The following is a 12,200-nucleotide window of genomic DNA, read 5'->3' on the forward strand; positions in this document are numbered from 1 at the left end:
GCATGTCGTCAATCGAGCAGTTGAAGGAACAGATCCCCGACTTCGCAAAGGACATCAGGCTCAACCTGATGTCGATGGTCGCCGATGAGACGCTGTCGCCGCAGCGCCAGTATGGGCTATTGTTGGCGAGCGCGATAGCCACCCGTAATCCGGCCGTGATCGCCGCGATGGAATTGGCTGCTGCCGCCGTGATGACCCCAGTTGCGATCGCGGCTGCGAGATCTGCAGCTTCCGTGATGGCGATGAACAACGTCTATTACCGCTTCGTCCACCTCGCCACCAATCCCGAGTACAAGATGATGCCAGCGCGGCTGCGCATGAACGTGATTAGTAATCGCGGCGTGGACAAGTCCGATTTCGAACTCTGGTCCTTGGCGGTCTCTGCCATAAACGGCTGCGGCGCCTGTATTGACGCTCATGAGAAGGTACTGCGTGCGGCAGGCGTCAGTACTGAGACGATCCAGACTGCGGCGCGTTTTGCCGCCATCGTGCAGTCGGTTGCAGTTGCGATCGAAGCGGCGGGGCACCCCGCTGCCCCGACGACAGGGTGATCTAACCTCACTGCCCGCTCTCTTACCAGATGGGGTGAGGGCAGCATTCGGAACTTGATGCTTGCCCAAAATCTACCCTCCGGCCCTTCGTCAGCGACGCCCTGAATCGCTCGAGCGGAACCGACGATGAGCGGACACTGAAAATGGCGCGCCCGCGTCATCTGACAGTGTATCTCCACGCGAAGAGAATGGGACTGCTGTGGCCCTCAAGCAGCGTACTAGGAAATTGACCTCATTTTCTGTTTATTGTTAGTTCAATCTGCACCCGGGGGTGGCTAAGCAATTAAAGATTCGGCAGACCCAAGCCATCTCCGGGCTAGCGCTGCAAATATCTGAGTCATTCACGACCTGCTCATTGATGTCCGCCGGTCCGGCGGCCTCAGCGACGAAAGTCGGCACCGCCGCTGCGAGCACGACGGCGGTCACAAACACCAATTTTTTCATTGATCATGATTCCCTTAGGTGGCCCTCAGACCTGTCCCATCTAACAGAACCAATGCGAAATGCAAATCTCACGCTACGTCAGGATTGCGGATCGATAACTCTCAGCGCGAGACGTCCGATCGCTCATTGGGCTCTGCCTCCGATAGCTTTACGGCCATGACGATTGACCGAAACTCTAGCCGCTGCAGGGTAAGCCGCGCATCTCTCCATTTTCCGGCGTGTAGCGCTTCTTTAGAATCGTGTTGAGAAGGTGGACTATCGAAACCGCGATGACCACAGATGGATATGACAGATCACGAGGTTGTTCGCCGCTCTGCGCACCCGACAACTTTTTATGTCTTGGGATATTGATCAAGAATGACAGTTCGTTGGTAACCGCTAGGTTTAGGGGACTTTCGTACGGCCCGCGGAAACATTGTTCTGTCCAGCTCGTCTGTGGCCATTGCAGGTCCGAGCAGATGAGCGCGCAAGCTCGCGCTGAGAAAATGGCGCTGCCACGCTTTTGCCGTGCCTGATCTTGCAGATTTCGACCTGGAGAAACTATGCCCGGTACCGGCCTCAAGCCAGGGAGAACCGTGTTGGAACCGTGGCGGGACCGTCTCGCTCATTGGCGTCACCCGCGATCATTCAGCCTCACCCAAACTTGAACAACACGCCATATCCACCTCGCGGATAGGTCCACTCGATGTCGCCGGTTGGCCCGGAAATGATGCGGCATGTGCCACACTCTATACAACCGTCGACGGTGACCTCGACCTGCCCCTTCTCGTTCAACTCATAGCAGCGAGCGGGGCAGGCTTTCAGAAGTGCAAGGAGCTGCGGCGAAGGCGTCGCGTGCGCGCGAACCTTGACGTGGGGCCGGCCGACGTCGACAAGATAGCGATTGTAGTACAGTTTGTCCTCGACGCGCATTGAGGGCAACTCGGCATTCATGTGTTAGCCTCCTTTGTTCGGATCGACTTTGTTTGTTCGACTGACTTTGGTCAGCGCCATGCGCGAGCGAAGCGGAATGCATCACCGAACAGACCTGTCCACGACCGCGCTTTTACAAAGGATTTCAATGTCATCTTTTCCTTCTCGGCCTTCGGCATACCATCGACACGCACGAAGTTTTGCATCGCCCTTGAGAGCAGTTGCGGATAGGTGAGGAAATAGTTTTGCGAATTGGTGTGCATCAGCGTTGGCAAATCCTTGTATTTCTTCAGATCCTTGATGACGAAGGAACCGTCCAGCATCTTCTTGTAGAGCGATAGATTTTTCGCGGTCATGCGATCGCCGCGCGATTTCACCTGGAAGATTGCTTCGGCGGCGATGCGGCCTGAGGTCATCGCTAGATTAGAACCTTCGCGATGGACGGCGTTGTTGAGCTGCGCCGCGTCGCCTGCCACCACCCAGCCCTCGCCATAGAGCTGCGGGATCGCCTTGTAGCCGCCCTCGGGAATGAGATGTGCGGAGTATTCCTTGACCTCGGAGCCTGCGATCAGTGGCGCCACGGATGGATGCCTCTTGAAGTGATCGAGCAACCCGTAAGGCGTCTCGCCGGTGCGCTGGAAATCGGCAACAAGGCAACCGATACCGAGCGAAATGCACTCCTTGTTGGCATAGATGAAACCCATTCCCGTCATGCCGCGGGATATGGTACCTGCGGCTTCAATCACGAGACCCTCGTCGCCCTCGAGATTGAAGCGAGCCTCGATCGTCTCGCGCGGCAAGAAGTGCATTTCCTTCACCGCCAATGCCACCTTGTCGGGCTCGGGCCGCGGGCGCAGACCGGCACGCGTCCCAAGCAGGCCAATAACCCCTTCGGCCAGCACCACGACGTCAGCGTGTATCTCGCCGTCGCGCCGATCTGTACGAACGCCGATCACTCTTCCATGGTCGTCTCGTGCCAGATCGGTGACTGTCGTCTCGCATAATACGGTCGCGCCAGCCTCCCGCACTTTTGACGAGAACCATTTATCGAACTGCGCGCGAATGATGGTATAACGGTTCGGCCGCTCCTCGTTGAAGTCGTCGGAGCGATACTGCACGCCAAGATGGGAACGATCGTCCATTATCCAGAACCGCTGCTCGACCAGATGACGTTCGAGCGGTGCCTCCTCGCGGAAGTCCGGTATCAGCTTTTCCATCATGTCGGCATAGAGGATCGCACCCTGCACATTCTTCGAGCCGGCATATTCGCCGCGCTCGAGCTGCAGGACTTTCAAACCGCGCTTGGCCATGGTCAGTGCCGCCGCGTTGCCTGCCATCCCGGCGCCGACGACGATTGCGTCGAACCTCTCATCGATCATGACAATCTCCTAGCTCGCGACCCGGGCGCGCGAATGCGGCAAAAGCCGCGCTCGAAATGCGGCCGTCAACGCCGGCAACAACTGCAGGGCGTCGTTGACAATGGCGATATGAGCGAAATCGAATATCGGCGCATTCTTGTCGGTATTGATTGCGACAATCAGATCGGCACCTTCCACGCCAACCCGGTGCTGAATCGCGCCGGATATGCCAGCTGCAATATAAAGCTTTGGCCGAATGGTCTTGCCGGTCTGGCCAATTTGCCGGTCAGTCGAAACCCAGCCCTTCTGCACCAGAGGACGCGAGCAACCATATTCGGCGCCGAGGGCCGTTGCGAGCTCGCGCACCAGGTGGAAGTTGTCCTGCGATCCCAGCCCCAAGCCGCCGGCGACCACGACATCGGCATAGGCAAGATTGGACGTTTCGGAATCGCGGTCCGGAATGAACGACAGCACCTTGGTGACGATATCGTCCTCAACGAGACCAAGCGGGTGGATAATGATCCGGGACGCATCGCGCTCGACACGCTCGGGCATCGGCATGACGCGCGGGCGGACGGTTGCCATCTGCGGCCGGTAATTCAAGGTGTAGATCGTGCAGAGCAGCGAGCCGCCAAAGGTCGGACGTGTGGCCGCAAGCGAACCATCAGCGTCGACATCGAGCTCAGTGCAGTCGGCCGTCAGACCTGTCAGAAGCGTCGTCGCGACGGATCCGGCCAGGTCGCGACCGAGCGTGGTGGCGCCGAGCAGCAGGATCTCTGGCTTGTAGGCATTGACAAGCTCCGTCAGGGCCTTGGTATATGATTCATTGCGATACTCCGACAGAATGTTGTCGGGCACGAGATAGCTCAGATCAGCGCCATAGCAGAACGATTCAAGCGCGGCATTGCGCGTAGCCTCCCCCTCCGGACCGATTACGATTGCGGCGAGATCAACCTTCAGCTTGTCGGCAAGCCTGCGGCCCGCGCCCATCAGCTCCCAGGAAACGGGATGTACCTGCCCGCGCTCCTGCTCGACGAAGACCCAGACGTGCTTGTAGGCCTTGAAGTGCTCCGGCAATTCTCTTTTGGCTGCGGCACGGCCGCCCACGGCCGGCGTGGCAGCTTTGGTGACGTTGCTCATACCTATGAATCCCCTCAGAACCAGCGCGCCCGCGCCACAGGATCGCGCTCTAGCTTCGATTGCCCCTTGAAGATGGACTGATCAGTGCCGGAGCGGCTTCGCGGCTGCCGCCGCCGGCTTCGCCTTCCCGGCGCGGCCCCAGCGCAAAAATGAGCGCTCGGCGATGGCCGGTTGCCGCACAGGTCACGTTTCGACAGGTCTGGTTTGAAGATGTCCTTGGCTCCAGCATTCTCCGCGCCCCATATCGCGGCCGGCGCCCGCGGCAGCCTCACCGCGTAGGCCGTACCGGCGCAGCCAGCCCGGCTTATCGCTTCCGGCACCGTTGACCAGGCAGCTCCGATTTGTGCGCAACACTCGCGCGCGGCCTTCGACGTGGCGCTAGGCGCTGATTGTGGCGAGCGCGGTAATCTTGTCGCTGAACCCGTCATGTAATTCGTACGCGTCTTCCAGCGCAAAGAAATCCGACACCAGCATGATGATATGTCCTCCTGACACATGAGGCCGCCGGTCATGGGGTGTTGGAAGATCAGCGCGAACTCGTTGACCTGCTTGATGCAGACGTCAGTATGCATGCCTTCTCCAGATGCTCGCGTGGATGCTTGGGTTAGCTTCGGATCGCCATCTCCGGTCAATCCCTGACCTCAATTGCAACGAACGCGATTTCCGAACGTAGCCCGCGTAAGCATGAGCCATGAAATGATCGCGGCACTGGGAATGAGCAGCAAAGGCAACGTCATTGTTCTTCCTCCAAATCTCATCTGGAACAAGGGCCGGCAGGGACGTCGTCAATGACAGACGTGGCAGCAGAACAGCAAGTGTCGTACCAGTCCCGGTGTCACCGAAATTCGGATGTCAAAGCAATGGCTTGGTGTGATTTGGTGGAGATACGTTTCAACACACGACGACTCCTGACATGGTCGCGAATCCAACAATGCCGCTTTGCGCAATGAGCGCAGCGAGTTGAGCTTAATGAAGACGAAGACCGCGCCTGGCGCCGTAATAACAATGTGGCGCGGAACAAGCCGCACCGAGGCGGCGACGCGGCTACTTCATCAGGACAGTCAATGGCACGAAGGCGGCGGGTCTCCTGGGCTCCGTGTTCTTGGGCTCTGCGACCGCATCCTTCAAAACCTTGAATACTCTCTGGTCGATTGGAGACGACACCACAAAATCGGCATAGGCCTGCTCCAGAATTGCCTTGCACCGTGCCTTAACCTCTGGTTCCGAAACGCCGACGAATTGTTCCTTGGCGAGGTGTTGCCCCATGCGCCCCAAGATATGCAGGCGTGCGACGTGGAGAATCTTGGAGTCGTAGTCGACGCCAAGAAGCGAAAAAAACTCCTCTGCTGAGGCGGCCGCGTTGAGCCGCTCCAAGATGCCTGTCGCCGGTGTGTCGCTCATCGAAACTCTCCCTTCGTTTAACCCCTGGCGTGCAGCCGGGAACTGGTACAGCCGCACAATCCTGCAGCACCTTTGCCGCGCAGAACCCGACGTATCGCCCAGCCAAGGCTTCAGAAAACGCGGGGCGGTCAAGCAGCACCGCATCGCCTCCTCGAGGCGCCGCGCGCGGTCGGCCACTTGGACGCTGGCAATGGCCGGCGGGGACAATACTGAACATGACCTCACGCGCGATGGCTCAATCAGCGTTCACAGACGTCGCGCCAAATCGCAACCAATGTCTCACGCCCAACCGGCAGTTTGTTCTCAACGGCATATTTCCGCACCCTCGACAGAATCTGTCTTGCCTCATCGGCGCTGGCGGCAAGCTGAAATTCGTCGAGCAGCGTTGTGATCGCCGAAAGTCCAGAATGTTTGCCGATCACAAAACGGTTGGATCTGCCTAGCAAATGCGGGTCAAGCCACTGATAGGTGCGTTGATCCTTCAACAGACCGTCGACATGAATCCCGGATTCGTGGGTGAATACATGCTCGCCGACAATCGCCTTGTTCAGAGGGATCGCACGGGCTGCCGCGGTCGCGACCACCGCAGCGACGTTCTCGAGCTCCGGCAGTATGATGCTGGTCTGCCGTCCGTAGAGCTGTTTTAGCGCGACTGCGACCTCCTCCAGCGGCGCGTTTCCTGCACGCTCGCCGAGCCCAATGACCGTCACCGAGGCATGGCTCGCACCGGCTTTGATGGCAGCGAGCGTGTTGGCAGTCGCGAGCCCGAGATCGTCATGGCCGTGAAACTCGAGCTCGAGATCAGTGGCCGCTCGCAAATGTCCGACCAGCGCGCGAGTTGAATCTGGATCAAGCACGCTGAGCGTATCGGCAATGCGAAAGCGCCGCGCACCTGCCTCTTTTGCAGTTGCGACCAGGGTGATGAGAAACTCGATATCGGCGCGGGAAAAGTCCTCGCCGCCGACAGCGACCTTGAGCCCTCGCTCACAGGCGTAGCCAACCACTCGCTTCATTCGCTCCAGCGCCAATTCGCGGTTGCCGCCAATCTTGGCCGCGATTTGCACGTCGGAGGCGGGGATCGACATGTTGACCATGGATACCTTGGCCTCGATCGCCGCATCGACATCGGCCTCTCGCATCCGGCACCAGCCAATGGTGGTGAGCGGGAGACCCGCTTCGACGATGCCGCGGATGGCAGCGATCTCCTCACTGCCCATGGCCGGCGTCCCGGCCTCGACTTCGGTGACCCCCGCCCTCGCCAGCGCCCGTGCTATCGCCAGCTTTTCGTCGGCGGTGAACGCAACGCCAGGCGCCTGCTCGCCGTCGCGCAATGTCGTGTCGTTGAGCACGATCGGTTTGGCCGTTGCCAATTCGGACCACGACGGTTTGGCGACGGTTGCGGCGGCAGCGATCACGCGAATCTCCTTGCTGGGTTTGACCACGGAGTGCTCCAGCAACCGGCATGCCACGCCGGCAATGACACCAGCCGATTGGTAGATATGTCTTTGTCCGGATTGGATTGTCGCAAACGCGACGAGGGTGCAGAGCGGACGCGTCAACTTGAATTCCGCCTCGCCGAGCTCTCGTTCATCTCGGCTTGCATTACAAATGGACAGCGATATCTCCGCGGAACACATGGTGGCTTGCCAGCCTGCGCTCGCGTAACAACCTTGCAGCCTATCTGCGACAAAGCCCGTCAGGACAAAGCCCATCAGAATTAAGACGAATTCGGCCGGCTCGCCCGCTCATCGTGAAGCCTCTGGAAAGCTAGCCGACAGACGTCCGGCGCCCGCGTCAGATTGGCCAGTCACCGGCGACGATCTGGCTCTCCGCCTGCAACAGAACGTCGCGCCGGCGCTCGGCCATCCGGCTCTCGCCGCTTTCATCGCCAAAGCAGACGTCGAAATCGTTACATTGGGTGCACACCGGCGTCGTACACATCACGAGGCCCTCGTCCTCGCATAGCGTGCGATAGAAGAACCGCTTCCATCGCATATTGTTGATATTGCACGCCGCGAGCGGCGCGAAATGGCGACTTAGAAGCCGAGAGAGTTCGTCTCGGTTACGCAATCCGAGGTCTTCCCATAGGTGATCCGGCTCGATGGCGCGTCGCGCGATCATTGCAGCCAGCCAGCGGCCAATATCCCCTTCCGTCGATCGTCGCGAGAGCAAGAGATCACGCACCATTGCGACCTCGTCGGACACATTGGACTCAAAACACGCGGCCGACTGTTCGGTTTTGATCTCAATCGACGGGAAGTACTGTTCCAACAGCGCCGCCAGTTCATGGGCTGCCAGGCCGGCTTTCTCGGGAAGTGGACCACCGTCCATCGAGGACGCTGCCAGAATAGCTGCCAGCACGTGGCGATCGAAGTCGCTGTCGGCAACTATCTCGGCGTCTGCGGGGGACGCTCCAGTGAGCAGGTGGTAGGTTGCAATACCTTTGTGCACGTTTTCGCGCGCGGCGGTCGCACCACCAATTAATGGCGGAAGCAACTTCGCTTCAAACATGTGGTCCTTTCCACCGCGGGTCCAAGTATGCTGCGCCGCATCCCATCCTGGTGAGGTGTCTTTCGTCGGAATGCCGGTCTCCCGGGATGGGGGGAAATTGGGGAGACCGGCACCCGCTCGCGCGCCCTTACGAGGCCACGAGTCGCCACCTTTACGAGGCAGCGAGCTCGGCGGCGGTCTTGCCGACAATGGATTCGTCAACCGCCTTCATGATGCCGTGCTCCATCAGCATGTCCTCGAGTTCGTCCATGGAGATCGGCGTCGGGATGACGCCTTTGCCGCCGTTGTTGTGGACCTTGGTCGCGAGATTGCGATAGTGATCGGCCTGCTGAGAGTCCGGCGCATACTCCAGCACCGTCATCCGGCGCAATTCCGCATGCTGGACGATGTTGTCGCGCGGCACGAAATAGATCAGCGTGGTTCCGAGCTTCTTCGCCAGCGCCTCGGCCAGTTCCAGCTCCTTATCGGTCTGTCGCTCGTTGCAGACCAGGCCGCCCAGCCGCACGCCGCCGGAGTTGGCGTATTTCAGAATGCCCTTGGAGATGTTGTTGGCGGCGTACATCGCCATCATCTCGCCGGACATCACGATATAGATCTCCTGCGCCTTGTTCTCGCGGATTGGCATCGCAAAGCCGCCACAGACAACGTCGCCGAGCACGTCATAAGAGACATAGTCAATGCCCTCGTAAGCGCCATTCTCCTCCAGGAAATTGATCGAGGTGATGACGCCGCGCCCTGCACAGCCGACACCCGGCTCGGGCCCGCCCGATTCCACGCAGCGGATGTCCTTGTAGCCGATCTTCATCACGTCCTCGAGTTCGAGGTCCTCGACGCTGCCGGCGTTCGCCGCCAGACTTAGGATCGTGTCCTGCGCCTTGGCATGCAGGATCAGGCGGGTCGAGTCCGCCTTTGGATCACAGCCCACAATCAGGATCTTTTGACCCATCTCGGCGAGCGCTGCCAGCGTGTTCTGCGAGGTGGTCGATTTGCCGATGCCACCCTTGCCGTAAAATGCGATTTGCCTCAGTGAAGACATGTTGCTCTCCATCAACCGATTTGCCAAACATTGCGCGCTACTCTGCGCGCGATCGTTTCTTCTCAGAAACGGGGTCCACGGGTTCAAGGGAAGGAGCGCATCGCTCGTCTTGTGCGTCTGCGTGCACTCAGCCCTCACTCAGTGTTGTGTCACCCCTATAGCAACAGCCGTGCCAGCACTTGTCCGCGCTCGCTTAAGCGTCTGAATAGGTTTTGCAAACTCACGCACCCACGGAGGATCCCTGCTTGTCGGGCTGCAGATTCGTGCTGTTTTCTACCTGACAAGACTTGAGCCCGCCTGTCGGAAACCGAACAAGCCTCGCAAATGTCAGATGGGTCAAGGCCGTGCTTGCCGCGGGCTCTTTCGATGCGTTCAAGCGTGGAACGGGAATTGCCAATCGACCTTTGCGGTGGACCGTTGGCGGAGGAACGCGACAATGCAGGTCGGGAGTGAAACGTCGAAGGGAATGGCCGAGCGGCCGATGTGCCTGATCGATGACAACATCGCCCACGCGGCCTTGCGACGCATCTCCCATGATGGGATCGAGACGCACCAGCTTGCAACGCGGGAAAAGGTTGTTGCCGCGAGCGTCGATTGGCCGATAGGGGATGTGGTGCCGTTCGGCCGCTCGGAACAGCCGGCGCTGATCAGCGAAATGGCGGCCCAATGTCCTGGCGCTGGAATCCCCATCGTCTGCGACGCATCAGACAGGGCCACCACGGTCGGCCGCATCACGGCCGGCGCGCCCGGTGTGCACAGCAGGCCACCGATCTTGGCAGCAGTCCGCAACAAGCTCGATGCCGTTCTCGACTGCGCCGGCGCCGCATCGATCGTTCAGCCAGGCGCGCTCGAATAGGTGCACCATGGCAACGATCATCTTCTATCAAAAGCCCGGTTGCGCCACCAACGCCCGGCAAATCAACGCACTGACGGCCGCGGGACATCACGTGATTGCCAAGGACATCTTGAAAGAGCCGTGGCGCACGGACGAACTGCGCTCGTTCTTCGGACATACACCTGTCGTGTCCTGGTTCAACCCCTCCGCGCCACGCGTCAGGTCGGGCGAAGTCAATCCCGGCGCGATCGATGCGGCGGGCGCACTTGCGCTGATGCTCGGCGATCCACTTTTGATCCGACGCCCCCTGATCGACGCCGACGGCGCAAGATGCGCGGGATTTGATCGTGAGCTCGCGATGTCGCTCCTTGGTCGGATCGCACAAGATGATCTCGTCGGATGCTCGCGCGAGGGAACGGTGATGGCCTGTTCGTCCGAGTGAGAGGTTGCACAAGCTCCGGCCATGCTGAGAGACAAGACGACGCTCCCTGTCTTCGTTCTTTTCTGGCGCGCGCGACGAACAACGCTCGCGCTGAGAAGCTTGGAAGATGAGAGGTCTATCAACCGCTCCAGGTCTTAGAGGTCGCTCGGAGTGGGCTCTTTCCGTCGCGCAAAAGCGCACTTTCCGCGCATGTGGCAGGACATGGCAGGAGCGATGCAATCTTGAGAAACTTCAACCGCGCATTACCGATGTGACTTAGCGACTTAATTACGTCGATGACCAACCCGATTTGATCCGCATCAAATCCATCGCCATCCCAATCATGTGACAGAGGGTTCGCGTGACTATCCACGCGAACTTTGGAATGGAGACTTTGATGAGAGCAAGAACAATTCTGATGAACGCATCCCTGCTCGTGCTTGCGGCAATGTTCGACGGAGCTGCCATGACGTCGGTACAGGCTGCGGACCTCGCACCGGCGCGGGTCTACGCTAGACCTCCACTGGTCGAACCCTTCAGTCCCTGGATGATCCGCCTGCGCGTGCTCGGCGTATTGCCGGATTCCGAAGGCAGCTCGGTCAATGTCGGCGCCGTACCGCCTCTGTCATCACCGAATTCCGGCCTCTCGATCAGCGATCGGGTCGTACCGGAGCTCGACATCACCTATTTTTTCACTCCCAATATCTCCGCTGAACTCATTCTCGCCGTGACCAGACATCAGATCAGCGGCACTGGGACGCTGAGTGGGCTTGATATCGGCAAAACCTCGCTGTTGCCGCCGACGCTGACCTTTCAATACCACTTCACCGACTTCGGCCCGTTCAAGCCATATATCGGCGTCGGCATCAACTACACCGCGTTCTTCCACCAATCCGCGGCCAAGACGCCGTTTACCGGCCTGGTGGTGACGGATTTGCATGTCAACAACACAGTTAGCCCCGCGGTTCAATTCGGCTTCGACTACATGCTCGATCGTCATTGGGGCCTGAACTTTGACGTGAAGAAGCTGTGGCTGCGGCCGGATTATTCGGCGACCGCAAACGGCGCGATCCCCGTCACGGGTCGCGCCAATATCGACCCATGGCTGGTCAGCGGCGGCGTCACGTATAAGTTCTGACGAACGAGCACGCCCCGAAAGTGTAAAGGCCGGCTTGCCAAGGCGAGGGGTCGAGCGAGGTGACACCTCGGGTAAAGGTCATCACACCCAGTGCCGGGAGCCGGGCCCGGCCGCATCCCTTGACTATCGTGCCGTCACCGCCTCCTGCCTGAAGGCATTAACCGCTGCCCGAGTCAGCCGAAATACGCCACGGCCACCGGCCAGCGGACGATAGGCATGGCCGGCACGCGCATTGAGGACATCAAACCACTGGTGCGGCGTGAGCTTCGCCGGCCGCCCGCTGATCTGGACCACGGTCCCGTTAGGAGCGAAGCGGACGTGGATGATGACCTGCTGGCGAGTTCATTCAGTTTCCCTTTTTTTAGTTGCAGGATCCGCGCCCGAGGCCGAGGAGCTTTTGCCGTCAAGCCGCGACGAGGCGCGGCCGTCTACCCTGGTCGCGCGTTTGATTTT

11 protein-coding genes are annotated in these 12,200 nt (G+C 59.6%); 4 read left to right on the forward strand and 7 right to left on the reverse strand.

Annotation, left to right across the window (positions count from 1 at the left end):
- The first annotated feature begins 2 nt into the window (after window positions 1-2).
- The gene (locus ACSKB9_RS16840; protein ID WP_438074323.1) at window positions 3-551 is read left to right on the forward strand and encodes a carboxymuconolactone decarboxylase family protein; all 549 of its coding nucleotides are present in this window, start codon (window positions 3-5) and stop codon (window positions 549-551) included.
- A 1,077-nt stretch (window positions 552-1,628) separates the two neighbouring features.
- Here the strand turns inward: ACSKB9_RS16840 and ACSKB9_RS16845 are convergent.
- The 7 genes from ACSKB9_RS16845 to nifH all read right to left on the reverse strand — a co-directional run bounded on the left by ACSKB9_RS16845 (window position 1,629) and on the right by nifH (window position 9,353).
- Window positions 1,629-1,928: a ferredoxin family protein gene (locus ACSKB9_RS16845; protein WP_438074325.1), complete on the reverse strand. Its 300-nt coding sequence runs from the start codon at window positions 1,926-1,928 to the stop codon at window positions 1,629-1,631.
- A gap of 50 nt (window positions 1,929-1,978) precedes the next feature.
- Complete coding sequence (locus ACSKB9_RS16850) at window positions 1,979-3,286, reverse strand: FAD-dependent oxidoreductase (protein ID WP_438074327.1); 1,308 nt, start codon at window positions 3,284-3,286, stop codon at window positions 1,979-1,981.
- Window positions 3,287-3,295: 9 nt separating this feature from the next.
- Window positions 3,296-4,405: an electron transfer flavoprotein subunit alpha/FixB family protein gene (locus ACSKB9_RS16855; RefSeq protein WP_438074329.1), complete on the reverse strand. Its 1,110-nt coding sequence runs from the start codon at window positions 4,403-4,405 to the stop codon at window positions 3,296-3,298.
- A gap of 1,044 nt (window positions 4,406-5,449) precedes the next feature.
- The gene (gene nifW / locus ACSKB9_RS16860) at window positions 5,450-5,806 is read right to left on the reverse strand and encodes a nitrogenase stabilizing/protective protein NifW (protein ID WP_438074331.1); all 357 of its coding nucleotides are present in this window, start codon (window positions 5,804-5,806) and stop codon (window positions 5,450-5,452) included.
- 239 nt (window positions 5,807-6,045) lie between these two features.
- Window positions 6,046-7,218: a homocitrate synthase gene (nifV, locus tag ACSKB9_RS16865; RefSeq protein ID WP_438080256.1), complete on the reverse strand. Its 1,173-nt coding sequence runs from the start codon at window positions 7,216-7,218 to the stop codon at window positions 6,046-6,048.
- A gap of 382 nt (window positions 7,219-7,600) precedes the next feature.
- Window positions 7,601-8,317 (reverse strand): nitrogen fixation protein NifQ, encoded by a 717-nt coding sequence (locus ACSKB9_RS16870; protein WP_438074332.1) that lies wholly within the window; start codon window positions 8,315-8,317, stop codon window positions 7,601-7,603.
- Window positions 8,318-8,468: 151 nt separating this feature from the next.
- Window positions 8,469-9,353, reverse strand: a complete 885-nt coding sequence (gene nifH / locus ACSKB9_RS16875; RefSeq protein ID WP_283088357.1) for a nitrogenase iron protein — start codon at window positions 9,351-9,353, stop codon at window positions 8,469-8,471.
- A gap of 481 nt (window positions 9,354-9,834) precedes the next feature.
- Between nifH and ACSKB9_RS16880 the strand changes: the two genes are divergently transcribed.
- The 3 genes from ACSKB9_RS16880 to ACSKB9_RS16890 all read left to right on the forward strand — a co-directional run bounded on the left by ACSKB9_RS16880 (window position 9,835) and on the right by ACSKB9_RS16890 (window position 11,747).
- A complete protein-coding gene (locus ACSKB9_RS16880; RefSeq protein ID WP_438074334.1) occupies window positions 9,835-10,209 on the forward strand; it encodes a hypothetical protein in 375 nt (124 codons plus the stop codon).
- A 7-nt stretch (window positions 10,210-10,216) separates the two neighbouring features.
- Entirely contained in the window at window positions 10,217-10,630 is a 414-nt protein-coding gene (locus tag ACSKB9_RS16885; protein WP_438074336.1) for an ArsC/Spx/MgsR family protein, read from the forward strand.
- Between the two features lie 364 nt (window positions 10,631-10,994).
- Entirely contained in the window at window positions 10,995-11,747 is a 753-nt protein-coding gene (locus ACSKB9_RS16890; protein WP_438080258.1) for an OmpW/AlkL family protein, read from the forward strand.
- Window positions 11,748-12,200: the final 453 nt, after the last annotated feature.

The organism is Bradyrhizobium sp. BR 1433 (genome assembly GCF_051547665.1).
GTDB classification, from domain to species: Bacteria; Pseudomonadota; Alphaproteobacteria; order Rhizobiales; family Xanthobacteraceae; genus Bradyrhizobium; species Bradyrhizobium australafricanum.